Raw genomic sequence first — 22,999 nt, forward strand, 5'->3', positions numbered from 1 at the left:
ATTGACAGCAAAAAAGGAAAAACCCGATGAAAACCTGGTTCAGATGGCTGGCCGTCGGCTTGATCGCATCGCTGCTCAGCGCCTGCGGCTACAACGAATTCCAGAACAAGGATGAGCAGGTCAAGGCCGCCTGGGGCGAGGTCGTCAACCAGTACCAGCGCCGCGCCGACCTGATCCCCAACCTCGTCAACACCGTCAAGGGCTACGCTTCGCACGAGAAGGAAACGCTGGAGTCGGTGACCCGGGCGCGGGCGGCGGCCACCAGTTTCCAGATCACTCCGGAAGTGCTCAACGATCCGCAGGCTTTCCAGAAATTCCAGGCGATCCAGGGCGAACTGTCCAGCGCCCTGTCGCGGCTGATGGCGGTCTCCGAGAACTACCCGAACCTGAAGGCGGACACGAGCTTCCGCGACCTGCAGTCTCAGCTCGAAGGCACGGAGAACCGGATCACCGTCGCCCGCCAGCGGTACATACAGTCGGTGCGCGAGTATAACGTGCTGGCGCGCAGCTTCCCGACCAACCTGACGGCAATGGCGTTCAACTACGAGGTCAAGCCCTCGTTCACGGTCGAGAACGAGCGCGCGATCTCCAACGCGCCCGCCGTCAATTTCGGCAAGTAGGGCTGCGCGCATGACAGTCCTCCGCGCCTGCCTTGCCCTGTTGCTCGGACTGCTGCTGTTCGGCCAGGCCGCGGCGCAGGGCTTCGTTCCCGTGCCGCCGCTGCAGACCCGGGTCACCGACACCATCGGCATGCTGAGCCAGGAGCAGCGCGCGACGCTGGAGAGCGTGCTCAAGGAATACGAGACCCGTACCGGCAGCCAGATCGCGGTCCTGCTGATCGCGAAGACCGAGCCGGAGTCGATCGAGCAGTACAGCATCCGCGTGCTGGACGAATGGAAGCTCGGACGCAAGGGCGTGGACGACGGCGTGTTGCTGGTGGTCGCGCGGGACAACCCGCCTGCGCTGCGGCGCCTGCGGATAGAGGCCGGCCGCGGGGTGCAGGGTTCACTCACCGATGCGCAGTCGAAGCGCATCCTGCAGGACGTGATCGCACCGCATTTCCGGCAGAACGATTACTACGGCGGCCTCGCAGCCGGACTGTCGTCGATCACCAGCCTGCTCGACAAGGAGCAGCTGCCGGCGCCTGCACAGCGGGAGCCAGCCGCGGAGGACGGCTTTGATCCCTCGTTCGGTCTGTTCCTGTTTTTCATGTTCCTTTTCCTGATGCTGTCGCGCCGGCGCTCGGCTCGCTATGCGCGTCACCGTCGCGGCTGGGGCGGAACGGTGCCGGGCGTGATCCTGGGTGGCGGACTCGGAAGCGGCGGCTTTGGCGGCGGCGGCTTCGGCGGGGGATTTGGCGGTAGCGGTGGTTTTGGCGGCGGCTTCTCCGGTGGTGGCGGCACCGGCGACGGCGGCGGCGCCTCGGGGAACTGGTAATGTCGACGCTTGCACGCATGTGGCGCCACCTGTGGATGACCAGCGCGGCCGGCCGCCGCGCATTTCCGGAGGAGACGCTGAAGGCCATCGAAGCCGCGATCGCCGAGGGCGAGACCCGGCACCGCGCGGAGCTGCGACTCGTGATCGAGCCCGGCCTCGACCTGCAGGCGGTCCTCAATGGCATGACCGCCCGGGACCGCGCGCGCGAGCTCTTCGCGCAGTACGGCGTCTGGGATACCGAGGAAAACTGCGGGGTGCTGGTCTACATCAACCTGGCCGACCACCAGGTGGAGATCGTGGCCGACCGCGGCGTCGGCAAGACGGTTCCGGCCGCAGACTGGCAGCACGCCTGCCGCACCATGACGCAGGGCTTCGCACGCGGCGACTACCACCACAGCACCCTGGCGGCGCTGGCCGAGCTCAACGCGCTGCTGCAGCGGCACTACCCCGACGACGGGTCGCTGCGCAACCAGCTGTCCGACCGGCCGGTCATGCTCTGAACCTGCCGCTTTTCAGCGACCACGGTCCGCCGCGCGGAAGCGGGCGATACGCTCGGCGTCGGCCGGATGAGAACTGAGGTAGGCAAGGTCTTCATCGCTCGCTCCGTCGCCTGCCTCGTCCCCCCCCAGCCGCTCGAACAAGTCGGCCATCGGCGACAGCGGCAGGCGGTTCGCCTGCATCATGGCGATTGCATACAGGTCGGCCTCGCGCTCGAAGTCGCGCGAATATTTCTGGTCGAGCAGGAACGTCGGCGCCGCCGCCAGCGCGGTCGAAACATCCCCGACCAGCAGGTTGATCACCACACCGAGCCCAAGGGTTTGCAGCAGCCCGCGCAAGGAGTGCCGGCGCTCGATATGACCAAGTTCATGCGCAAGCACCCCCAGCACCGCTTCGTCGTTCGCCGCCTCGGCAACCAGCTGGTCGGTCATCACGATCACGCCATTCGGCAAGGCGAATGCATTCGGTCCCAGCTTGCTGGACCGGAATTCGACGCGGAAAGGCGCGTTGCCGCCCGCCGGGCGTTTCATCGCGGCGAAGCGTTCCAGCAGGCGTGCACGGTGTTTCTCGCCCAGGCGGGACGGCTCCATGTACATGCCGTCGATCAGCTCCAGCTGCTCATCGCCGATCTTCGTTGCCAGCGAGGCCGGCAAGCCGCGGGCAATCTTGTCGGCCGCCGCGGGAAGGCCCCACTGGTAGCCCGCGACCAGCAATGCCAGCAGCGAGACCAGCGCCAGCAGCGATAACGGCCAGTTGCGCTGCCAGCGCACGATGCGCGGCTCGCGATAGCCGTTCTTTCGCAACAAACGCGGCAGGCCCGGGTCGGCGCACTCGATGCGGGCGCCGCCGGGCAGCGCCAGCAGTCGCGGCGCATGGTCGAGCGGCTCGGACACGGCGACCTGGGACAGCCGGACCGAGCGGCGCACGCCATCGCCGTCCACCGCCATCACGCCGCGGTGGAAAAGCAGGTGCACCGCGCTGCGGCGGCTGGTTTCTCCATCATAGTAGTGGGCAGCGATCATAGGCCGATGTCGAGGTCGAACAAGTCCCCTGCCTCCTGGCCGGCTGCGCCGGCGCGGTCGACGCCGTGGTCGGACTGGAAGTCGTCCAGGCTTTCCGCCGCGACCAGCGCCATGCTGCCCACCCGGTAGCGCAGCAGGCGGATCGTCGCGAACGGCTTGTAGAGCCCGAAGCTCAGGGTGATGAATACGAGGTTGCTGGCGTGGATCCAGAACAGCCGGCGAGCGCTGGCATTGCTTTCAAAACGGTGCAGGCCCAGCTCGGTGTTGTTCCAGACCAGGTTCTGGATCCGCGCTTCCAGGTAGGGGCGCACGAAAAGGTAGAACGCGTACGCGCTCAGCAGGCCGTATAGCAGGGCAAACAGCCAGCCGAGCGCGGTCGTCAGCAGCAATGCATAGACTTTCCCGGTGAGCAGGCCGAATATGCCGGCCGGGATCGCCCCGAGGAAGAAGCAGCCGACGGCTTTCCCGTAGATGGCAAAGAAGCTGGCCGCCCTGGCATGAAAGAAGAACGCGGTCTGACCGAAATCCGACTGCTCGTGCTGGTAGCGCTTCAGCGAGTAGTGAGCGAGCGGGACGGTCCCTGCCAGCACCGCCAACGGCAGGATGCCGGCCAGCAGGATCACGCCGACGCCCGGATTCGACTGGAAGGAGGCAATCAGGCTCCATGCGAGCAGGCCCGTCACCGCCAGGATCACCGGGAACAGGATGAGACGCGCGTAGGCCTGGCCGGCGGTACCCCGGAAACGGAAGCGCACCCCGCGATAGCTGGAGTTGGCCAGCCGGAAGCGAAAGGCGCGCGCAAGGAGCCAGGGCGTGACCGCCGCCAGCAGCAGCGCGACCACCACCGCGGCGGGCATGGAAATGTCATAGGCGATCTTGTAGGCGGCGACCAGCGCCAGCGCCAGGATGCGACCGCGCAGGATGGCCCCCGGGCTGCCATGGAAGTCGAAGACGGCGCCGTCGAGCCGGGTATTGCGGTAGAAATACTGCAACCGCCGCACCTTGGCCCAGGCCGAATAGACGCCGAAGGTCAGCAGCGTCAGCAGCAGGTTGACCACCCAGATCCGGAAGTACTCGCTGCCGCTGCCGGTGAATTCGAAGCGCAGCGTGCGGGGGCCGGCCTCCGGGTCCTCGACAGCCGGCGCGGGTACGCGCACGCCCGCCGGCAATGCCCTGCCCTTCGGGGCCGCGGCTGCCTGCTCGGCCGCTTCCGCCACCACGTCTGCCATTTCGCCCCCTGCTTTTGTTTTGCGCCGGAACCCGACTTGCACGAAGGATACAACAACCGGTGACGGCACGGAGGACCGAAGGCGGGAAAAACGGCTTCGCCACAGTGTGAGGCTTGCTGCAGTCGCGTGCGCGAGCAAGGCTGCACGGGGCCCCACGGGCGGCGCAGGAAGCGGGTCCTACCTGCGCCTGCCCGCGCTCCTGCCTAGCCCTGTTCGTACACCCACTGCAGCAGCGCGTCCTGTGCCTCGCTCCCCCGCGGCGCATTGGCATGATTGATCATGAAGACAACCAGGTAGCGGCGTCCGGACGCGGCCAGCACATAGCCGGCAATATTGCGCGCATCGGCCAGCAGCCCGGTCTTCACATGCGCCCGTCCCGCCACCGTGTGGTTGGTCAGCCGCTTGCGCATGGTGCCGTCGGTGCCGGCCAGCGGCAGCGACGCGATGAACTCGGGCATGGTCGGCCCATGGAAAGCCGCATTCAGCATCTCCGCCATGCTGAGGGCGGAGATGCGTTCGGTGCGCGACAGCCCGGAGCCGTTCTCGATGCTGAGTTCCGGCGCCGCGACGCCGCGTGCAGTGAGCCAGTTGCGGACCGCGGCTGCACCCGCAGCGGTATTGGCAGGCAGCCCGGTGCTGGCCTGGCCAAGCGTCAGCAGCACCTGCCGGGCCATGACGTTGTTGGAGAACTTGTTGATGTCGCGGACGATCTCGGCAAGGGTGGGAGACTCCCATTCGGCGAGCAGGCGCGCGTCCGGCGGCAGCGGCGCAAGCTTTGCCCCGCCCCGCAAGGTGCCGCCGAGATCCGTCCACAGGCGGCGGAACGCGAGATGAAAATACTCGGGATGACTGAGCGGGTAGGGATGCAGGTACCAGTTCCGTTCGCCGCAACTCAATGGATAGCTGCCGCTGAACCAGGCGCCGAGCAGGCCGATCGTCGGCTGCAGGCTCGCGCGCCAGTCGTTGCATTCGCCCCCGTCGAGCCGCGGCGCGACGGCCGGGTAGCCCGCGAGCGGCGGATCGACGACGACATTCACGGTTCCTGCAGCCGGATCGGGCACGAAGCGGAAGTTGAGTGCCTTATAGTTGAGCAGCAGCGCATCCGGCCCCACGTTGTACGGCTTGAGCGGATCGCCGTCGAACAGCGCGGCATCGAAAGCGACTTCCTCGAATGCGGTGCGGTCGAGCACGAGATCGCCCTGGATCTCCCGGATGCCCCGTTCGCGGATGCGGCGCAGGAACATCCACAGGTCTTCATAGCGCAATTTGGGATCGCCGCTGCCCTTGATGACGAGGTCCCCGCCCAGTACGTCGCCCTCCTGCGTGCCGGTTGCATAGGCGCGGGTCTTCCAGGTGTAGGCGGGGCCCAGGGTCTCCAGTGCCGCATTGGTCGTGACGAGCTTCATCGTCGACGCCGGATTGAACGGCACGGTTTCGTTCGATGCGAGCATGGCACGTGGACTGCCGAGCTGTTGCACGTAGACCGCGGTCGCTTCCCGCGGAATCTGGGCGCGCCGGAGCGCATCGGCGACAGACGGCGGCAGGAGCGCCTGCGCGGACGCGAAGCCGCATGCAGCCGCCACGGCGCAGGCGGCGAGAAGGTTCTTCAGCATTCGGGATATAGCGAATAATATGTGGGGTGCAACCGATTATCCCATGATCCCCAGCGCGGCCAGACCACCATGTCCAAACCCAATTCCCCCGACAACGCCGGCGCCTTCGATCCGCTGGCGCTCGAGAACCAGTTCTGTTTCGCGCTGTATTCGGCATCGCTGGCGATGACCAAGACATACAAGCCCTTCCTCGATCAGCTCGGCCTGACCTATCCGCAGTACCTGGTGATGCTGGTCCTCTGGCAGCAGGACGATGTGCTGGTCAAGTCGATCGGCGAAAAACTGTTCCTCGATTCCGGCACCCTCACGCCGCTGCTCAAGCGGCTCGAAACATCGGGCCTTGTCGCCCGCAACCGGGACGAGGCGGACGAACGCCAGGTACGCATCACGCTGACCCGCGAAGGCCGCGCGCTGAAAAGGAAGGCACAGGCCATACCGCACCAGGTGCTATGCGCCAGCGGCCAGCCCGCCGAGTCACTGGGCGCACTTCGCGAGCAGCTGACCCGTATCCGCGCCGATCTCGCCAGGTCATTCTCCTGAAAGCCGTGCGCCGAGCGCCTTACATCCGCTGCGTTTTTAAATTGCACACAATTTAATTGGATGCTATATTCTTGTCCCATGCGGTGGCTGCACCGCTGATCACCGAAACTTCAGAGGAGAATTCCATGCAGATCCTGTACACCGCGCAATCCGCCGCAACCGGCGGCCGTGACGGCCGCGCCGCCAGCAACGACGGCAAGCTCGATGTCAAACTCAGCACGCCGAAGGAACTGGGTGGCGCGGGCGGGGAAGGCACCAATCCCGAGCAGCTCTTTGCCGCCGGGTATTCCGCCTGCTTCCTGTCCGCCCTGAAGTTTGTCGCAATGCATGCGAAAACCGCCCTGCCGGCCGATGCCGCGGTAACGGCCGAGGTAGGCATCGGCCCGAACGGCGAAGGCGGCTTCGCGCTTGCCGCGAGCCTCACGGTCGCCCTTCCCGGCCTGCCGCGCGACGCGGCCCAGGCGCTGGTCGACAAGGCCCACCAGGTCTGCCCGTATTCGAACGCCACGCGCGGCAACATCGAGGTCAAGGTCGCACTGGCCTGATCGCTTCATCCGGCGCGCAGAAGGTTCCCGCCAACGCGGGAGCCTTCCCGCCGGCGATCCTGCGTTCCGCCTTCCTCTCGCCCATACCCTGCCCGCGTCCTGCCCCCTTCTGCGCACTTTCCTTCCCGGCTGCCGAATCCGGCCGTTCTTCCCCGATTCGCATTTGCCGCGGTCGGCCTTCTTGAAAAAACAAAATGCCGCCCATATACTTAGCACTCGCCAGGGGAGAGTGCTAACAATTTCCTCTGGTCACCAATTTTCCCGATGCGGACAAGCGCGGCGGCGGAAAACCGGATTGCAGCGCGTGCGCCGCAAAAACTACTATAACTTATTGTATTTAAAGGAGTTTGTATGAACCTTCGTCCATTGCACGATCGCGTCATCGTCAAGCGCCTCGACCAGGAAACCAAGACTGCGTCCGGCATCGTTCTCCCGGATGCGGCCGCTGAAAAGCCGGACCAGGGCAAGATCCTGGCCGTCGGCAACGGCAAGATCCTGGAAGACGGCAAGGTCCGTCAGCTTGAAGTGAAGGTCGGCGACACCGTGCTGTTTGGCAAGTACTCCGGCCAGACCGTCAAGGTCGACGGCGAAGAGCTGCTCGTGATGCGCGAAGAAGACATCATGGCAGTGGTGCAGAAGTAATACGAATATCCATCGAACAGACAAGGAGTATCGAACATGGCAGCTAAAGAAGTCGTATTCGGCGACGCCGCCCGGGCCAAGATGGTCGAAGGCGTGAACATCCTCGCCAACGCAGTCAAGGTTACCCTGGGCCCGAAAGGCCGCAATGTCGTGCTGGAGCGTTCCTTCGGCGCCCCGACCGTCACCAAGGACGGCGTTTCCGTGGCCAAGGAAATCGAACTGAAAGACAAGCTCATGAACATGGGCGCGCAGATGGTGAAGGAAGTCGCTTCCAAGACCTCCGACAACGCCGGTGACGGCACCACCACCGCGACCGTGCTGGCCCAGGCCATCGTCCGCGAAGGCATGAAGTTCGTTGCCGCCGGCATGAACCCGATGGACCTGAAGCGCGGCATCGACAAGGCTGTCGCCACCACTGTCGAAGAGCTGAAGAAGATCGCCAAGCCCTGCACCACCTCCAAGGAAATCGCCCAGGTCGGCTCGATCTCCGCAAACTCCGACACCTCGATCGGCGAGCGCATCGCCGAGGCAATGGAAAAAGTCGGCAAGGAAGGCGTGATCACCGTTGAAGACGGCAAGTCCCTGAACGACGAACTCGACATCGTCGAAGGCATGCAGTTCGACCGTGGCTACCTGTCGCCCTACTTCATCAACAACCCGGACAAGCAAGTCGCGGTTCTCGAGAACCCGTTCGTGCTGCTGTTCGACAAGAAGATCTCCAACATCCGCGACCTGCTGCCGGTGCTCGAGCAAGTTGCCAAGGCCGGCCGTCCGCTGCTGATCATTGCTGAAGACATCGAAGGCGAAGCGCTGGCTACCCTGGTGGTCAACAACATCCGCGGCATCCTGAAGACCTGCGCCGTCAAGGCACCGGGCTTCGGCGACCGTCGCAAGGCCATGCTGGAAGACATCGCCATCCTGACCGGTGGCCAGGTGATCGCCGAGGAAGTCGGCCTGACCCTCGAGAAGGCAACCCTGAACGACCTCGGCCAGGCAAAGCGCGTCGAGATCGGCAAGGAAAACACCACGCTGATCGACGGCGCCGGCCAGGCAGCTGCGATCGAGGCACGCGTCAAGCAGATCCGTGTCCAGATCGAGGAAGCCACCTCCGACTACGACCGCGAGAAGCTGCAGGAGCGCGTTGCCAAGCTGGCAGGCGGCGTTGCAGTGATCAAGGTTGGCGCAGCCACCGAAGTCGAGATGAAAGAGAAGAAGGCACGTGTCGAAGACGCGCTGCACGCCACCCGTGCCGCCGTTGAAGAAGGCATCGTTCCCGGCGGCGGCGTCGCACTGCTGCGTGCTCGCGCCAACGTGAAGAACCTGAAGGGCGACAACGCCGACCAGGACGCAGGCATCAAGATCGTCCTGCGCGCAATGGAAGAGCCGCTGCGCATGATCGTGACCAACGCCGGCGAAGAAGCGTCCGTCGTCGTCAACAAGGTCATCGAAGGTTCCGGCAACTACGGCTACAACGCCGCCAACGGCACCTACGGCGACATGGTCGAGATGGGCGTGCTGGATCCGGCCAAGGTCACCCGCTCGGCACTGCAGAACGCAGCGTCGATCGCCGGCCTGATGCTGACCACCGACTGCACCGTTGCCGAGCTGGTCGAAGACAAGCCGGCTGCTGCTCCGGCAGGCATGGGCGGCATGGGTGGCATGGGCGGCATGGACATGATGTAAGTCCGGCCGCCGGAAGGCAGCAATGCCTTCCGCTGCCCTGCAAGCAGAAAGCCCGCTTCGGCGGGCTTTCTGCTTTCTGCTTTCTGCGTCCGCGGGGGTTATTTATACGGTGTCAGCACGTCGGCCTTCAGCCGGTATCCGGCGGCGCCGAACTCGGTCTCGCTGCGTACCGTTTCCAGCGTGCCGCTCACCCACACCGCCGACATCACCTGCTCCGCCTTGAGCGGCCTGGTGGCAACCGCATGGATGATCTGGTTTGCCGGCGGCGGCGGCGTATGGATGCAGGCGCCGAAGTACGGCACCAGCAAGAATTCCTTCACCTGGCCGCGCTCGGCGTCGAGCGGCACCAGAAATCCGGCGATGCGCACTTTCGCGCCATTCAGCCCGGGATCGACGGGCGCTTCGCTCCATGCCTTGCGCATCTTCTGCAGCGCCTCCATCGCGCGCGGATCGTTGTCGCTCATCTGACCCAGGTCGATACCCTTCATCAGGACGGAAGGATCCCAGTTTTTGGGCACCAGGGCATCCCAGCCGACCTCGCGGTAGGCCTGGCTCGCGGCGCCCGGCTTCGACTGCGGAAGGCGCTCTCCCAGCTTGTAGTCGGACTTGCCCTGCTGGGCGTGCAGCAGCGGCGCGGCGGCGAGCGCGGCGACGAGGGCGATGGCGTGCATGGATTTCATGGTGATTCCTCCTCAGAGACGTGGCGTGAGCCCGTCGGCAAGCGACAGGCGATAGGCGCGGTAACCCGGCACCAGGCTGGCCAGGACGGCGGTGGCCAGAACCGCGGCGAGCAACGGCAGTTCCTGCGCTGACAGCAGGGCCAGCGGCAGCGACAGACCGAAGTGCGCTTCTGCGAACGGCGCGATTGCAGCGCCGCCCAGCGACAGCAGCAACAGGCCGAGAGCGCATCCGGCGCAAGCCAGGGCGAAACCCTCGATCACCAGCATCAGGAAGATGTCTGCCGGCTGCGCGCCCACCGAGCGCAGGATGGCAAGCTCGCGTCGCCGTTCATTGAGGCCGGCCAGCACGACCGCCACCAGTCCGCACAGTCCGACCAGCACCACCAGCGCCGACACCAGGAGCAGGCTTTGCTCGACCACGCCGACAACCTGCCACAGCTGCCCGAGCGCGACGCCGGGCAGGATCGCAAGCAGGGCCTCCCCTTCGTATTCGATCACATGCCGCTGCATCCGGAATACCGCCGCGCGCGACTTCAGTCCGACCAGCATGCCGCTGATCTGCTTGGGCGAGAGGTCGAACTTGCGCACGAATTCCGACGGAATCTGCATCCCCGGCAGGCGCGCGCCGCCCTGCCAGTCGAGGTGAATGGCCTCGATCGCCTCCAGGCTGACATGCACGGTGCGGTCGACCGGCGTACCGGTGCGCTTGAGCACGCCGGCGACGGTGAATGGCTTGTCGTCATGCGCGGTCAATGCGCCTTCCTGCATGCCGTGGCTGAGTGAAATCCGGTCGCCGGCACGATAGCCGAGCCGTTCGGCCACCTCGGCGCCGAGCACGGCCTCGAAAAGCCGCGTGAAGGGACGGCCGGAGGAGAATTCCAGCGCCCGGGCGTCGCCATGGCGGTAGTGCAGGAAATAGTCGCCGTTGGTGCCCAGCACGGGATAGCCGCGGTGGGAGTCGCCGAGCGACAACGGTATGGTCCAGGCAACCGCAGGATGGGCGGCGATGTGCATGGCGCTGTCCCACCGCATGCTGCCGGTCGGCTCGCCGACATGGAACACCGAGAACAGGAGCAGCTGCACCGGGCTGCTCCGCGCGCCGACGATCAGGTCGGTGCCGGCCACGGATTGCGCGAACCCCTCCTGCGCATGATGACGCAGGCGCTCGACGCCGAGCAGCATGGTCACGCTCAACGCGATGGTCAGCACCACCAGTCCCAGCGTGAGGCGCCGGTTCCAGGCACTGCGCAGGGCGAGAAGGACGAGATGGCTCATGCCCGGTCCTCCGTTTCCGTTGCCCGGTTGATCGCGGCAAGTCCGATCTCCCGCGTAAAGTGGCCGGCGAGCCGATGATCATGGCTGACGAACAGGACGGCGGTGCCGGCAGCGACCGCTTCCTGCAGCAGCAAGCGCAGGAAGGCGGCCTGCCGGTCGGCGTCGAGCGCCGAGGTCGGTTCGTCGGCCACCAGGAGTTCCGGACAACCGATCAGCGCACGCGCCGCCGCCGCGCGCTGCTGCTGGCCGACGCTCAGCGTGGCGACCGGCCGCGCCGCCAGCGCGGCATCGATGCCCAGCGCGGACAGCAGGCGCCCGGCCTCCTCGCGCAGGCTGTTGCCCGACGCGCAGGCACGCGCGCGGCGCCGTGCGGAGAATCGGCACGGCAGCAGCACGTTGTCGACCACCGGCAGGTGCGGGATCAGATTGAACTGCTGAAAGATGAAGCCGATATGGTCGGCCCGGAAGCGGTCGCGCGCCCGGCCCTTGAGCGCCGCGAGATCCTGGCCGAGCACCCGCACGGTGCCGCGCTGTGGCAGCAGCACGCCGCCCAGCAGGCCGAGCAGCGTGCTCTTGCCGCTGCCGCTCGGACCGTGCAGAAAGACGCGCTCGCCGACGCCCAGGCTGAAATCGGCCAGGTCCAGGCAGGGCGCTGCGGCGTCCCGCCACGCGAACAGCAGGTCCTCGACTGCGACGACTGGCCCTGCGTTCATGGCGACGCCTGCCAGGTGATCCTGCGCCGCTGCCGGTCCAGCCGGGCCGCCGACTGCCGACCAGGCACGGCGATTTCGGCATCCAGCCGTCGCAGCCGGGGGAAGGCATCGAACAGGCCGACTTCGATGTCCTGCAATGCCCGTGGCTGCAGGCATTGAAACACGATCAGCGCACGCAGCTCGGCATGCCCGCCCGCCGACGACTGCTGCACTTCCGCCGGCCCGGGGCTGCAACCGGCGGCCGCCGTCGGCGTGAGCAGGTCCGCCGGGTTGCGGAAGCGGGCCTGCACCGCCTCCAGCGCCTTGCGCTCCTTCTCGTTGCGCGGCGCATGTTCGAAACCGACGAGGCTGTCGAGCGGGGCCACCAGCTCGGCCTCCAGGTTTTTGCCGTCCACCGCCACCAGCAGGCGAGCCCCGCCATGATGATGATGGCCGCCGGCCGCACCGGCGGCGTGGGCGGCCGACGGTGCCGCGACGGCCAGCGCGAGCGCCAGCATGGGAATCATCCTTGTCATCGTCTCTCCTTCAAAATGCGGTGCGCACGCCGACCACCAGGCTGCGCCCGGGCAGCGGCGCGCTGTCCTTGAGCAGCGAGGTCGACAGGCGGATATCCTCGTCGAGCAGGTTCTTCAGCAGCGCAAACCAGGTCAACTGCATCGGACCGCTGCGCTGCGTCCAGGACAGGCTGGCATCGACGCGCGTATAGCCGGGCGTCGCCGTCTCGTTGGCCGCGAGCCGTTCCTGGCGCTGTGCGCGGATAACGCTGGCGCCGGCGCGCCACGCACCCTGGCGGTAGCCGACTTCGGCGCCGACCCGGGTCGCGGGCTGCAGCGGCAGCCAGCCGCCGCTGCCGTCGAGCCTGCCGCGCGAGGTGTCGGCGAAGGCGCGCAGCGACAAGCCCTGCCCGCGCAGGTTATGGCTGATCTCGGCCTCCGCGCCGCGCAGCTTCGCGCCGGCCTGGCGGTAGACCCGTTCATCCAGTTCGTCGCCCGGGTTGCCCTCATGGTCGAGCGTCACGCCGGTCAGCTGGCCATAGACAAAATTGCGGATGCGGTTCTGGAACAGATTGACGCGCCAGCGCAGCAGTCCTTCCGTCTTCTGCAGCGTCAGTTCGAGGTTGCGCGAGGTCTCCTTGTCGAGCGTGCTGTCGCCGCGGTCGAACGTTTCGGTCGCATGGTGCGGACCGCCCGAGTAAAGCTCTTCCGCGGATGGCGCCCGTTGTGCAACGGAGAACGTCGGCCCGAAGCTGTAGCCGGGAATGCCGGTCCACGCGACGCCGGCCGACCAGGATGCGAGATCGAAGGATCGGCGCTGCCCGCCTTCCGGGTCGCGCACGGCGTTCTCGATGCGGGCGCCGGCATTGACACGGGCGGGGCCGAAATCGCGCTCCTCCACGAGGAAGGCCGCATAGGCGCGCGAACGGGTCTCCGGAACCGTGGACGGGTGGCCCGGCTCGCGCGACACGGCCGCGAAGTCCGCGCTTTCCGCGTGCAATCCGAACACCCCGCGCCAGCCGGCGACCGGCTTGTGTGCGAGTTCCCAGCGCATCTCCAGGGTGTCGTTGGAAAAGTCCGTTCTTTCCTCTGCTTCGCTGCCGGATTCCCCTTCCTCTTCCGACGCGATCTCCGTATGGGCGTAGTCGGTGTACCCCAGCCTGAACCGCATCTGCTCCGCCCCCGCGAATGGCTGCTTCAGCAAGGCGTCGATGTCATAGCGACGCTTCTCGAGGTCGATGGTGGCCTGCTCGTCCGTCGGAATACCGTAGCGGTTGTCCAGCACGGCGACCGAGGCGCCGATGTGGCCCCAGCTGTCGACGATCGAGGCGCCAAACCCGAGACTGTGCGCACGCGTGGCCGACGACGGCAGGCGGCCGGCAGGGGACTCGGGATCGTCGCGCACTGCCCTGCTCGCCAGGCGGTAGTCGTTCGTGTCGCGAAAGCTGCCGTCGACGTGCAGCCCGATACGGCCCGCGGCGCCGTCGGCCGACAGGGACAGCGCCCTGCCGTTGTCGGCGGTGCCGTAGCGGACTTCGAGTTCGCCGGTCGGCTGTGCTTCCAGCGTTTCGGGGATGCGCCCGTTGACCAGGTTCACCAGGCCGCCGGCGGCGCCCGACCCGTACAGCAGGGCTGCCGGACCGCGCAGGATTTCGATCCTGCGCGCGCTGTAGGGATCGACCCCAGCGGCGTGATCCTCGGAAATGGCCGAGACGTCCGCGCTTCCCATCCCGTTCTGCATCACCCGTACCCGCGGCCCGCCGAGGCCGCGTATCACCGGCCGCGAGGCGCCAGCGCCGAATGCAGAGGCGCTGATACCCGGTTCATTGGCCAGCGTATCGCCGATGCTGCCTTCCAGCTTGTTGCGCAACGCGTCGCCCGCGAGCACGCGCGCCGGGACCAGTATCTGGGCGCTTTCACCCGCGTTGAACGGTGTGGCGGTCACGACGACTTCGGGGAGCGCTGGCAGCGCTTCCTGGGCATGGGCGGCGGACGCCGCGGCAAGGATGGCGATGGCGGCGCGCGTGGAATGGCTCGCGGCCTTCGCCAGGAAACGATGGTCCTGCATGGGATATTCCTTCGACTGAAATGCAATGCGGACCGGCGGCGTCAGCGGACGCGGCCGGCATGATGTGCGGTGCAGGTCAGGCGAAAGGGGGTGCGCGCGGGGAGAAATGGGCAAGGAAGCGCGGTCGCCAGGACGGGCGCTGCTCCATATCCCCTGCCCGCGCCGCCGCCGGCGCCGGCGGCAGTGAGACGATGGCCGCATGCAGACCCGTGCCAAGGGCGGCGGCGTCGAGCAGCAGGCAGGAGTGGTCGCCGTGGGCGAGCGTGTCGTCAGGCGCGGCATCGGGCGTGCCGATCGCCGCGAAGGCATGCGCCGCGACCTGGGCGCGTTCGAAGCCGGCGTGCGCAATGCGGTGTTGCCACCCGGTCCACTGTGCCGCCAGCAGCGCCAGCAGCAGCAACGCGGCAAGCGCGCAGTCGGCAAGGCGACGGTGGGTGCGGAGACGGTGCATGACGCGGGAGCGGGCTAGATGCAACAAAGTTGCAGAATAATAGCATGACGGCGGTACGGGCCGGGAAGCGCAGCGCGTCGCTGGCAGGTCGACGGCACCTGGCGGTCCGCCGGCGTCAGGGTTTCCAGCCGGGGGCGCGCTTTTCGATGAATGCCTGCACGCCTTCGAGCGCGTCGGCGTCCATCATGTTGCAGGCCATGGTCTGCCCGGCCAGCTGGTAGGCTGCGCCGATTCCCATGTCGAGCTGCCGGTAGAACAACTGCTTGCCCATGGCGATAGCGACCGCTGGCTTGGCGAGAATGCTTGCGGCAAGACGGCCGATCTCCTCGTCCAGTTGCGCCGGCGGAACGACCCGATTGACCAGGCCGCGCTCGCGGGCGGTCTCGGCGTCGATGAATTCGCCGGTCAGCAGCATTTCCATTGCCTGCTTGCGCGAAACGTTGCGGCTGAGCGCCACCGATGGTGTCGAGCAGAACAGGCCGTAGTTGACCCCCGAGACGGCAAACGTCGCTTCGGTGGAGGCGACGGCAAGGTCGCACATGGCGACCAGCTGGCAACCGGCGGCGGTGGCCAGCCCCTGCACCCTTGCCACCACCGGCTGCGGCAGCTGCTGCACCGACAGCATCAGCTTGCTGCACTGGTTGAACAGCTTCCTGTAATACGCTTCCGACGGCGCGGCCCGCATCTGCTTCAGGTCGTGGCCTGCGCAGAAAGCCTTGCCGGCCGCGGCCAGCACCACCAGGCGTATGCCTGCATCGTCGCGGACCGCATCGATCTCGGCCTGCAGGGCGCCAAGCATCTCTTCCGACAGCGGATTGAACCTGTCGCCGCGGTTCAGCGTGAGGGTGGCGACGCCGTTCTCCACGCGTTTCAGTACGAACGGGCCGTGCTCAGTCATCATCGGTCTCCACGTCGGGTTCCGGCCGCTCGCCGAGGGACGGCGGCGGATTGTAGGTCGCCAACAGTTCCGCCCGGCTCTGCGGTGTCTCCAGGCTGATCCGGCCGAGCGCACCGCTGCGGTAGTCCAGCAGCAGCGCATGCGCGGCCTTCTCGAAATCCAGCTCGCCGCCCTTGACCCGATAGGCCCGCCGCTGCGCGACACCTTCGATCACGCCGACCGGGTCGCGGCCTTCCGTGACGAAACCGTAGCGGGCGGTGAGCAGCTTCGGATAGCGGGCAAGCAGCATGCTGGCGAGGAAGGTCGCGACCTCTTCCTCGATGATCGCATTGACACCCACTGCATGGCTGGCGGCCAGCATCAGGCCGTCGGTCGGATGCTCGATCTTCGGCCACAGCATGCCGGGCGTGTCGATCAGCACCATGTTGTTGCCGAGGTAGAGCCGCTGCTGCGACTTGGTCACGGCAGGCTCGTCGCCTACCGCGGCCACCCGCTTCTTCAGCAGCGCGTTCATCAGCGTCGACTTGCCGACGTTCGGTATGCCCATGATCATCATGCGCAGCGGCTTGAGCGCGGTACCGCGGTGCGGCGCGAGCTTCAGCGCCAGGCCCGGCACCTTGGCGACGTCCGCCGGCTTCTTGCAGCTCAGCGCCACCGCGTGCACATCTTTCTGCGCATTGAAGTGCGCCAGCCAGGCGCGGGTGGCGTCGGGGTCGGCGAGATCGGTCTTGTTGAGGATCTTCAGGCAGGGGCGCTGGCGCTGCTTGCGCAGCTGCTCGATCATCGGATTGCTGCTGGCCAGCGGAAGCCGGGCGTCCAGCACTTCGATGACGAGGTCGGTCTTTTCCATGGACTCCGCCGCCTTCTTGCGGGCGGCGTTCATGTGACCGGGAAACCATTGGATAGACATGCTGAAGGTGTTGATGGCGGGGAATCCGCTATTTTACCCGCCCGCCCCGCGGCAGGCGGCGTCAGTCGAGGCCGGCCAGCGCTTTCAGGTGGGCGGCGACGCTGCGGCCGAGCGCCGACAGGTTGTAGCCGCCTTCCAGGCAGCTGACGATGCGGCCCTGCGCATGTTCGCCGGCGACCTCCATGATGCGCCGGGTGATCCAGGCATAGTCGTCTTCCACCAGCGTCATCTGCCCGAGGTCGTCCTCGCGGTGCGCATCGAAGCCGGCGGAGATGAAGATCATTTGCGGGCGGTGCGCGTGCAGCGCGGGGAGCCAGTGCTGCTCGACCAGCGCGCGCACTTCCTGGCCGCCGGCATAGGCGGCGACCGGCAGGTTCACCATGTGCGGCAGGTTCTCCGGGCCGGAGTACGGATAGAACGGATGCTGGAAGAAGCTCGTCATCAGCACCCGGGGGTCGTCGAGGAAGGCTTCGGCGGTGCCGTTGCCATGATGGACATCGAAATCCACGATTGCCACCCGCTCCAGTCCGCGCACGTCCAGCGCATGGCGCGCGGCAATGGCGACGTTGCCGAACAGGCAAAAGCCCATGGCCTCGGACGGCCGCGCATGATGTCCCGGCGGCCGGATCGAACAGAAGGCGTTGCCGACCTCGCCCGCCAGCACGGCGTCGGTGGCGGCCACCGCGGCGCCGGCCGCGCGCAGCGCCGCCTGCCAGCTGTGCGCATTGAGCATGGTATCGGCATCCAGCGGATAGTAGTCGCCTTCCGCCAGCGCCCCGGCGTGTTCCCGGACCCGCGCCACCGCGTCCGCGCTGTGCACGCGCAGGATCGCATCCACGTCCGCCAGCGGGGCTTCGCGACGGTCGAGGAAGTCAGCAATGCGGCTGGCGACCAGCTGGTCTTCGATCGCCTGCAGGCGGGCCGGGCATTCCGGGTGCCAGGAACCCATCTCGTGGCGTTGGCAGTCGGCGTGGGTATAGAAGGCGGTGGTCATCGTCGGGGAGGTGCGCAAGGACAAACTCGAATAGAATCATATGCCGCTTCGCCGAACGTGCGGGCGGCGCCATAGAGTGTAACGAAGAAAGGCCGGGCGCACAGGACGAGGCGGCAGATTGCCCTCCGGCGCCACGGTCGCCGACCAGCTTCATCCGGGGATCCATGTTCACCAAAATTCACGCCGTAGCAAGACAGGTCAGCCAGGTCATCGTCGGCAAGGACCTCCAGATCCGCCAGTCCCTCGCCTGCATCCTCGCCGGCGGCCACCTGCTGATCGAGGACGTGCCGGGCGTTGGCAAGACGACGCTGGCCCATGCGCTCGCGATCTCGCTCGGCCTCAAGTTCAACCGGCTGCAGTTCACCAGCGACATGCTGCCGGCCGACGTGCTCGGCATTTCGGTGTTCAACCGCGAGACCGGCGGGTTCGTGTTCCATCCCGGTCCGGTGTTCACGCAGGTGCTGCTGGCCGACGAAATCAACCGCGCGACGCCGAAGACCCAGTCCGCGCTGCTGGAAGTGATGGAGGAACGCCAGGTGACTGCGGACGGCGTGACCCGTTCGCTGCCGGAACCCTATTTCGTGATCGCGACGCAGAACCCCGCCCACCAGGTGGGCACCTTCCAGCTGCCCGAATCGCAGCTCGACCGTTTCCTGATGTGCCTGTCGCTCGGCTATCCGGACGCCTCGGCCGAACGCGCGCTGCTGATGGGAGAGGACCGACGCAGCATGCTGAAGTCGCTGCCGACCGCAATGCATCCGGAAGAGCTGCAGGCCGCGCAGGCCGCGCTCAAGGGCATACACGCCTCGCCGGCCCTGATCGACTACGTCCAGGCGCTGGCGCAGGCATCGCGCCAGAGCGGACTGTTCGCCGAAGGACTCAGCCCGCGGGCCAGCATCGCGCTGCTGCATGCGGCGCGGGCCTGGGCAGCGCTGGAAGGCCGCGACCATGTGATCCCGGAGGACGTGCAGGCGCTGCTGGTGCCGGTCGCCGCGCACCGGTTGCGGCCGCTGAAGGCTGCCGGCAGCTCCGCCCTCGGCAGCCGGGACCTGGTGCTGCAGCTCATGAAATCCGTGCCCGTGTGAACGCCCGGCTATCCCTCTACAGCCGCATCGAGCACAGCCTGCGCAGGCGCGCCGGCAAATGGCTGTTCCGCAGCAAGGGGCCGGAAGCGGGTGAAGTATTCCTCGACCAGCGCCGCGTGTACATCATGCCCAGCCATCCCGGCCTGCTGTTCGGCGCGATGCTGCTGACGCTGTTCGTCGGCTCGATCAACTACAACCTCAGTCTCGGCTTCGGGTTCACCTTCCTGCTTGCCGCCTGCGGCCTGATCGACATGCACCTGACCTTCCGCAACCTGGCCCACCTGCACCTGGCGCCCGGGCGCGCCGGCCCGGTTTTCGCCGGCGAGGAAGCGCAGTTCGAGCTGCACCTGGTCAACCGCCGCAAGCATGACCGCTATGCGATCTGGCTCGATTTCGTGGCGGACGACCGGCCGGACCTGGCGCAGGCGGTCGATGTCGGCGCCGGCAGCACCGCTCGCGCGGTACTGGCGACGCCGGCGCGCGCACGCGGATGGCTGCAGGCGCCGAGGGTGCGGCTGCAGACCCGCTTCCCGCTCGGCCTGCTGCGCGCCTGGAGCTACTGGCAGCCCGACCTGCGCGCGCTGGTCTATCCGCGTCCGGAAGACGGTGCGCCGGCGCTGCCCCAGGCGGCTGCCGGACGGGATGACGGTCGCGGTGCCGCGGGGAGCGACGATTTCGCCGGGGTGCGCGGCTACCAGGCCGGCGACTCGCTGAAGCGCCTCGCATGGCGGCAGATCGCGCGCAGCGACCCGGACGCGTCGGGCGGGCTGGTGACCAAGCATTTCGAAGGCGGGGCCGTCAGCGAAATCAACCTCGACTATGACCTGCTGCCTGCAGGACTCGACACCGAGGCGCGGCTGTCGCGCATGACGCGCTGGGTGATCGAGGCCGAGGCGCGCGGCGTGCCCTATGCATTCCGCCTGGCCGGCACGCGGTTCGATGCGGCGCTCGGTCCCGCGCATCGCGACGCCTGCCTCCGTGCGCTGGCGCTGTTCGGGATCGATGCATGAGTGCCGGCGCAACCGCCCGCGTCTTCGCCCCCCTGGCGCGCATGCGCACCCTGTCGCGGGAGAAGGCGGACACGCTGCTGCTGCTCGCGTCCTGCACCCTGGTGCTGGTGCCGCACCTGCTGCGGCTGCCGGCCTGGATCGTGCCGGCCTGTACGCTGCTGCTTGCGGCGCGCGCCTGGCTTACCTTCAGCGGCAGGCGCATGCCCTCGCGCTGGCTGCTGGTCACGCTGGCGGTACTGGCAATGGCCGGCGTCTACGGCAGCTACCGCACGCTGTTCGGCCGGGACGCCGGGGTCGCGATGCTGACCCTGCTGCTGACCTTCAAGCTGCTGGAAATGCATGCGAAGCGCGACCTGTTCGTGGCGCTGTTCCTGAGCCTGTTCCTGATCCTCGCCGGCTTCTTCTACTCGCAGTCGATCGGCAGCGCGCTGCTGACGGTCGCCGCGGTCGTGCTGATCCTGACCACCCTGGTGTCCTTCCAGTACACCGGCGCGGTGCCCCCTTTCCGCAAGCGGCTGCGGCTGGGCGCCACCATTCTCGGCCTGGCGGCACCGCTGACGCTGGTGCTGTTCCTGCTGTTCCCGCGCGTGCAGGGTCCGCTGTGGGGACTGCCCGCCGATGCGCACTCCGGCCGTACCGGCATGTCCGACACGATGAGTCCGGGGAATATCTCGCGACTCGCGCAGTCCGACGAGATCGCCTTTCGCGTCCGCTTCGAACAGAAGCCGCCGGCCCAGCGGCAGCTGTACTGGCGCGGCATCGTGCTCGGCGCTTTCGATGGCCGCACCTGGCGCGAAATGCCGGCGTCGTCGCGCGACCCGGAGCTGTCCGTGCGGCCCAACGGCAAGCCGCTGCGCTACCAGGTGACGCTCGAACCGCACAACCGCCACTGGCTGTTCCTGCTGGAGACGCCGGCCGCCCTGCCCAGCGTTTCCTCCCGCGTCACGCACGACCTGCAATTGCTCTCGCTCGCGCCGGTGCGCGAGCGCCTGCGCTACGACGCGGCCTCCTACACGGATGCACGGGTACAGGACGACGTCGACCCGCGCCAGTTGCGGCGCTGGCTGCAATTGCCGGGCGGCGCCAACCCGCGCGCGCTTGCCTTCGCCGCCGAGCTGCGCGGGCGCCATCCACAACCGGAGATGCAGGTTGCCAACGTCCTGCGCTACTTCCGGGCCGAAAAATTCCAGTACACGCTGGAGCCGCCGCCGCTGGGACGCCATGTCATCGATGAATTCCTGTTCGATACCCGCGCCGGATTCTGCGAGCACTATTCGGGCAGCTTTGTCTTCCTCATGCGCGCGCTCGGCGTACCGGCTCGGGTGGTTACCGGCTACCAGGGCGGGGAGATCAACCCGGCCGACGGTTTCATGACCGTGCGGCAGTCGGACGCGCACGCCTGGGCCGAGGTCTGGCTCGAGCAGTCCGGCTGGGTGCGGGTCGACCCGACCGCCGCCGTCGCGCCCGACCGGGTCCAGCGCAATCTTTCCAGCGTCATCCCGCGCCAGGCATTCGGCGGCCTGATCACGCTCGACCCGGATCGCAACCCGTTTGCCGCGCAATGGCTGCGCCTGCGCCATCAATGGGAGGCCATCGGCAACGGCTGGAACCAGTGGGTGCTGAACTACACGCCGGAGCGCCAGCTCGACCTGGTGCGCGCGCTGGGCTTCAGCAATGTCGACTGGCGCACGCTGCTGGCGCTGATGATGGTGCTGGGCAGCGCCGCCGTCGCGGCAGTCGTGCTGCCATTGCTGCTGCGGCAGAAGAAGCGCGATCCGCTCGAGATCATCTACGTCCGCTTCTGCGCGCTGATGGCGCGCCGGGGCATCCCGCGTGCTCCCTACGAAGGGCCGCGCGCGTATGCGGCGCGCCTGGCTGCGGCGGATTCGCCACTTCCGCCGGAAAAAAGGGCGGCGCTGGCGCGTTTTCTGGAAGTTTACGAGGCGATGCGGTATGGTGCTGCTGCAACTTCAGGATCCCCTGTACCGCACCTGTCCCAACTCAAATCCCTGTTAGCAGAATGTCGATGATTTCCTGCAAACGGCCTGCCTGCGCGGCACTGGCCCTTGCCCTTATTGCATGGGCCGCGCCCACGTCCTCCCTGGCCGCATCGGCGGCGGCCGCCAAGCTGCGCAAGGTCGCCATTGCCGAGGACGGCAACGAATTCGCCAACTTCACGCAATGGAAGGACGTCTCGGCCTTCCTCGACCGCATGGCCGCCGAGCATCAGTTCGACCGTGCGGCGCTGGAGTCGCTGTTCAACCAGGTGCGCTACGTCGAGTCCACCGTCCGCCTGATCAAGCCCGCGCCTCCGGGCAAGCCGAAGAACTGGAAGGCCTACCGGGCGCGCTTCATCGACCCGGTGCGCATCCGCGCCGGCGTGGAGTTCTGGGAGACGCATGCCCAGGCGCTGGCGCAGGCGGAAGAGAAATACGGCGTCCCGGCCGAGATCATCGTCGGCATCATCGGCGTGGAGACGGTGTACGGCCGCAACACCGGCAATTTCCGCGTGGTCGACGCGCTCACCACGCTTGCCTTCGACTACCCGCAGACCCCCAACCGGGACGCCCGGATGCACTTCTTCCGCGGCGAGCTGGAGAACACGCTGCTGTATGCGCGGGATGCCGGCATAGACCCGTTCTCGCTGTTCGGCTCCTACGCCGGCGCGATCGGCTGGCCGCAGTTCATGCCGGGCAGCATCCGGCGATACGCGGTCGATTTCGACGGCGACGGCCGCATCGACCTGCGCAATTCGCCGGTCGACGCCATCGGCAGCGTCGCCAATTTTCTTGTCGAACACGGCTGGAAGAGCGGCGAGCCGGTGGTCTTCCCGGCCACGATCGCCGCGACCGAAAGCACCCGTGCCTGGGAAATGTTCCTCGGCCAGGGACTCGAGGCAAAGTACCGGCTCGAGGAATTGCAGGCGGCCGGCGTGCAGTCGAATCCCGGCACGCCTCCCGAGATCCTGTTCGGACTGGTCGACCTGCAGAACGGCGACGCCCCCACCGAATACTGGCTTGGCGCCGGCAACTTCTTCGCCATCACCAAGTACAACCGCAGCTTCTTTTACGCCATGTCGGTGATCGACCTCGGGCGCGAGGTGCGCCGGGCGCGGGGGCGCTGAAGCCTTCCCCACGGTTTCCGGACGCGACGCGCGCAAGGGGCAAGGAGCCGGCCGGTTCGGTGACGTTTCGTGCCGATGCCAGCAATCC

General features: G+C 67.1%; 23 protein-coding genes. 11 read left to right on the forward strand and 12 right to left on the reverse strand.

The genetic code is table 11. The features are described 5' to 3' along the window. Window positions 1-26 precede the first annotated feature (26 nt). The 3 genes from VIM12_RS09725 to VIM12_RS09735 are packed head-to-tail and all read left to right on the forward strand — an operon-like array spanning window position 27 to window position 1,937. The gene (locus VIM12_RS09725; protein WP_331941423.1) at window positions 27-620 is read left to right on the forward strand and encodes a LemA family protein; all 594 of its coding nucleotides are present in this window, start codon (window positions 27-29) and stop codon (window positions 618-620) included. Window positions 621-630: 10 nt separating this feature from the next. After that, the gene (locus VIM12_RS09730) at window positions 631-1,437 is read left to right on the forward strand and encodes a TPM domain-containing protein (protein WP_331941424.1); all 807 of its coding nucleotides are present in this window, start codon (window positions 631-633) and stop codon (window positions 1,435-1,437) included. Then, window positions 1,437-1,937: a TPM domain-containing protein gene (locus VIM12_RS09735; protein WP_331941425.1), complete on the forward strand. Its 501-nt coding sequence runs from the start codon at window positions 1,437-1,439 to the stop codon at window positions 1,935-1,937. Before VIM12_RS09730 ends, VIM12_RS09735 begins: the two co-directional genes overlap by 1 nt. A 12-nt stretch (window positions 1,938-1,949) precedes the next feature. On the opposite strand, the gene VIM12_RS09740 is transcribed toward VIM12_RS09735, so the two are convergent. The 3 genes from VIM12_RS09740 to dacB all read right to left on the reverse strand — a co-directional run bounded on the left by VIM12_RS09740 (window position 1,950) and on the right by dacB (window position 5,799). Then, entirely contained in the window at window positions 1,950-2,957 is a 1,008-nt protein-coding gene (locus tag VIM12_RS09740; RefSeq protein ID WP_331941426.1) for a M48 family metallopeptidase, read from the reverse strand. Next, complete coding sequence (locus VIM12_RS09745; protein WP_331941427.1) at window positions 2,954-4,186, reverse strand: YjgN family protein; 1,233 nt, start codon at window positions 4,184-4,186, stop codon at window positions 2,954-2,956. Before VIM12_RS09745 ends, VIM12_RS09740 begins: the two co-directional genes overlap by 4 nt. A gap of 203 nt (window positions 4,187-4,389) precedes the next feature. After that, on the reverse strand, window positions 4,390-5,799 hold the full coding sequence (dacB, locus tag VIM12_RS09750) for a D-alanyl-D-alanine carboxypeptidase/D-alanyl-D-alanine endopeptidase (RefSeq protein WP_331941428.1): 1,410 nt from the start codon (window positions 5,797-5,799) through the stop codon (window positions 4,390-4,392). Window positions 5,800-5,868: 69 nt separating this feature from the next. Between dacB and VIM12_RS09755 the strand changes: the two genes are divergently transcribed. The 4 genes from VIM12_RS09755 (at window position 5,869) to groL (ending at window position 9,209) form a co-directional block, all read left to right on the forward strand. Next, entirely contained in the window at window positions 5,869-6,339 is a 471-nt protein-coding gene (locus VIM12_RS09755) for a MarR family transcriptional regulator (RefSeq protein WP_331941429.1), read from the forward strand. A 125-nt stretch (window positions 6,340-6,464) separates the two neighbouring features. After that, window positions 6,465-6,884, forward strand: coding sequence for an organic hydroperoxide resistance protein (locus VIM12_RS09760; protein WP_331941430.1), 420 nt, complete (start codon window positions 6,465-6,467; stop codon window positions 6,882-6,884). A 351-nt stretch (window positions 6,885-7,235) separates the two neighbouring features. Continuing rightward, window positions 7,236-7,526 carry a co-chaperone GroES gene (gene groES, locus VIM12_RS09765; RefSeq protein ID WP_331941431.1) on the forward strand — a complete coding sequence of 97 codons (291 nt, stop codon included), beginning with the start codon at window positions 7,236-7,238 and terminating at the stop codon, window positions 7,524-7,526. A 36-nt stretch (window positions 7,527-7,562) separates the two neighbouring features. Continuing rightward, on the forward strand, window positions 7,563-9,209 hold the full coding sequence (groL, locus tag VIM12_RS09770; protein WP_331941432.1) for a chaperonin GroEL: 1,647 nt from the start codon (window positions 7,563-7,565) through the stop codon (window positions 9,207-9,209). A gap of 98 nt (window positions 9,210-9,307) precedes the next feature. Here groL and VIM12_RS09775 read toward each other — a convergent pair whose 3' ends face one another. From VIM12_RS09775 to VIM12_RS09815, 9 genes are all read right to left on the reverse strand, one after another. Next, a complete protein-coding gene (locus VIM12_RS09775; protein ID WP_331941433.1) occupies window positions 9,308-9,889 on the reverse strand; it encodes a DUF3299 domain-containing protein in 582 nt (193 codons plus the stop codon). 12 nt (window positions 9,890-9,901) lie between these two features. Further along, window positions 9,902-11,164 carry an ABC transporter permease gene (locus VIM12_RS09780; RefSeq protein ID WP_331941434.1) on the reverse strand — a complete coding sequence of 421 codons (1,263 nt, stop codon included), beginning with the start codon at window positions 11,162-11,164 and terminating at the stop codon, window positions 9,902-9,904. Further along, window positions 11,161-11,877 carry an ATP-binding cassette domain-containing protein gene (locus tag VIM12_RS09785; RefSeq protein ID WP_331941435.1) on the reverse strand — a complete coding sequence of 239 codons (717 nt, stop codon included), beginning with the start codon at window positions 11,875-11,877 and terminating at the stop codon, window positions 11,161-11,163. Before VIM12_RS09785 ends, VIM12_RS09780 begins: the two co-directional genes overlap by 4 nt. Next, window positions 11,874-12,392, reverse strand: coding sequence for a ZrgA family zinc uptake protein (locus tag VIM12_RS09790; RefSeq protein ID WP_331941436.1), 519 nt, complete (start codon window positions 12,390-12,392; stop codon window positions 11,874-11,876). Before VIM12_RS09790 ends, VIM12_RS09785 begins: the two co-directional genes overlap by 4 nt. Window positions 12,393-12,402: 10 nt before the next feature. Then, window positions 12,403-14,439: a TonB-dependent receptor gene (locus VIM12_RS09795; RefSeq protein ID WP_331941437.1), complete on the reverse strand. Its 2,037-nt coding sequence runs from the start codon at window positions 14,437-14,439 to the stop codon at window positions 12,403-12,405. 76 nt (window positions 14,440-14,515) lie between these two features. Continuing rightward, entirely contained in the window at window positions 14,516-14,890 is a 375-nt protein-coding gene (locus VIM12_RS09800; RefSeq protein WP_331941438.1) for a hypothetical protein, read from the reverse strand. Window positions 14,891-15,005: 115 nt separating this feature from the next. Continuing rightward, window positions 15,006-15,791 carry an enoyl-CoA hydratase gene (locus tag VIM12_RS09805; protein WP_331941439.1) on the reverse strand — a complete coding sequence of 262 codons (786 nt, stop codon included), beginning with the start codon at window positions 15,789-15,791 and terminating at the stop codon, window positions 15,006-15,008. Then, complete coding sequence (gene ylqF, locus VIM12_RS09810) at window positions 15,781-16,698, reverse strand: ribosome biogenesis GTPase YlqF (protein WP_331941440.1); 918 nt, start codon at window positions 16,696-16,698, stop codon at window positions 15,781-15,783. Before ylqF ends, VIM12_RS09805 begins: the two co-directional genes overlap by 11 nt. 61 nt (window positions 16,699-16,759) lie before the next feature. Further along, a complete protein-coding gene (locus VIM12_RS09815; protein WP_331941563.1) occupies window positions 16,760-17,692 on the reverse strand; it encodes a histone deacetylase family protein in 933 nt (310 codons plus the stop codon). 164 nt (window positions 17,693-17,856) lie between these two features. Between VIM12_RS09815 and VIM12_RS09820 the strand changes: the two genes are divergently transcribed. From VIM12_RS09820 to mltB, 4 genes are read left to right on the forward strand one after another with little or no spacing between them, the layout of a single operon-like run. Further along, window positions 17,857-18,777: a MoxR family ATPase gene (locus VIM12_RS09820; RefSeq protein WP_331941441.1), complete on the forward strand. Its 921-nt coding sequence runs from the start codon at window positions 17,857-17,859 to the stop codon at window positions 18,775-18,777. Next, window positions 18,774-19,787, forward strand: coding sequence for a DUF58 domain-containing protein (locus tag VIM12_RS09825; protein WP_331941443.1), 1,014 nt, complete (start codon window positions 18,774-18,776; stop codon window positions 19,785-19,787). The genes VIM12_RS09820 and VIM12_RS09825 overlap by 4 nt, the downstream gene beginning before the upstream one ends. Then, window positions 19,784-21,817 carry a DUF3488 and transglutaminase-like domain-containing protein gene (locus VIM12_RS09830; protein WP_331941444.1) on the forward strand — a complete coding sequence of 678 codons (2,034 nt, stop codon included), beginning with the start codon at window positions 19,784-19,786 and terminating at the stop codon, window positions 21,815-21,817. The genes VIM12_RS09825 and VIM12_RS09830 overlap by 4 nt, the downstream gene beginning before the upstream one ends. After that, a complete protein-coding gene (mltB, locus tag VIM12_RS09835) occupies window positions 21,814-22,911 on the forward strand; it encodes a lytic murein transglycosylase B (protein WP_331941445.1) in 1,098 nt (365 codons plus the stop codon). The genes VIM12_RS09830 and mltB overlap by 4 nt, the downstream gene beginning before the upstream one ends. Window positions 22,912-22,999 lie beyond the last annotated feature (88 nt).

This window comes from Noviherbaspirillum sp., assembly GCF_036563305.1.
In the GTDB taxonomy this organism is placed as follows: Bacteria; Pseudomonadota; Gammaproteobacteria; order Burkholderiales; family Burkholderiaceae_D; genus Noviherbaspirillum.

Coding starts and splice junctions, on each gene's coding strand:
- VIM12_RS09820 (WP_331941441.1), top strand. CDS start 17,857: ATGTTCACCAAAATTCACGCCGTAGCAAGACAGGTCAGCCAGGTCATC.
- groL (WP_331941432.1), top strand. CDS start 7,563: ATGGCAGCTAAAGAAGTCGTATTCGGCGACGCCGCCCGGGCCAAGATG.
- VIM12_RS09725 (WP_331941423.1), top strand. CDS start 27: ATGAAAACCTGGTTCAGATGGCTGGCCGTCGGCTTGATCGCATCGCTG.
- VIM12_RS09735 (WP_331941425.1), top strand. CDS start 1,437: ATGTCGACGCTTGCACGCATGTGGCGCCACCTGTGGATGACCAGCGCG.
- VIM12_RS09745 (WP_331941427.1), bottom strand. CDS start 4,186: ATGGCAGACGTGGTGGCGGAAGCGGCCGAGCAGGCAGCCGCGGCCCCG.
- mltB (WP_331941445.1), top strand. CDS start 21,814: ATGATTTCCTGCAAACGGCCTGCCTGCGCGGCACTGGCCCTTGCCCTT.
- VIM12_RS09815 (WP_331941563.1), bottom strand. CDS start 17,692: ATGACCACCGCCTTCTATACCCACGCCGACTGCCAACGCCACGAGATG.
- VIM12_RS09830 (WP_331941444.1), top strand. CDS start 19,784: ATGAGTGCCGGCGCAACCGCCCGCGTCTTCGCCCCCCTGGCGCGCATG.
- VIM12_RS09790 (WP_331941436.1), bottom strand. CDS start 12,392: ATGACAAGGATGATTCCCATGCTGGCGCTCGCGCTGGCCGTCGCGGCA.
- VIM12_RS09740 (WP_331941426.1), bottom strand. CDS start 2,957: ATGATCGCTGCCCACTACTATGATGGAGAAACCAGCCGCCGCAGCGCG.
- groES (WP_331941431.1), top strand. CDS start 7,236: ATGAACCTTCGTCCATTGCACGATCGCGTCATCGTCAAGCGCCTCGAC.
- VIM12_RS09805 (WP_331941439.1), bottom strand. CDS start 15,791: ATGATGACTGAGCACGGCCCGTTCGTACTGAAACGCGTGGAGAACGGC.
- VIM12_RS09795 (WP_331941437.1), bottom strand. CDS start 14,439: ATGCAGGACCATCGTTTCCTGGCGAAGGCCGCGAGCCATTCCACGCGC.
- VIM12_RS09800 (WP_331941438.1), bottom strand. CDS start 14,890: ATGCACCGTCTCCGCACCCACCGTCGCCTTGCCGACTGCGCGCTTGCC.
- VIM12_RS09755 (WP_331941429.1), top strand. CDS start 5,869: ATGTCCAAACCCAATTCCCCCGACAACGCCGGCGCCTTCGATCCGCTG.
- VIM12_RS09775 (WP_331941433.1), bottom strand. CDS start 9,889: ATGAAATCCATGCACGCCATCGCCCTCGTCGCCGCGCTCGCCGCCGCG.
- ylqF (WP_331941440.1), bottom strand. CDS start 16,698: ATGTCTATCCAATGGTTTCCCGGTCACATGAACGCCGCCCGCAAGAAG.
- dacB (WP_331941428.1), bottom strand. CDS start 5,799: ATGCTGAAGAACCTTCTCGCCGCCTGCGCCGTGGCGGCTGCATGCGGC.
- VIM12_RS09730 (WP_331941424.1), top strand. CDS start 631: ATGACAGTCCTCCGCGCCTGCCTTGCCCTGTTGCTCGGACTGCTGCTG.
- VIM12_RS09760 (WP_331941430.1), top strand. CDS start 6,465: ATGCAGATCCTGTACACCGCGCAATCCGCCGCAACCGGCGGCCGTGAC.
- VIM12_RS09780 (WP_331941434.1), bottom strand. CDS start 11,164: ATGAGCCATCTCGTCCTTCTCGCCCTGCGCAGTGCCTGGAACCGGCGC.
- VIM12_RS09785 (WP_331941435.1), bottom strand. CDS start 11,877: ATGAACGCAGGGCCAGTCGTCGCAGTCGAGGACCTGCTGTTCGCGTGG.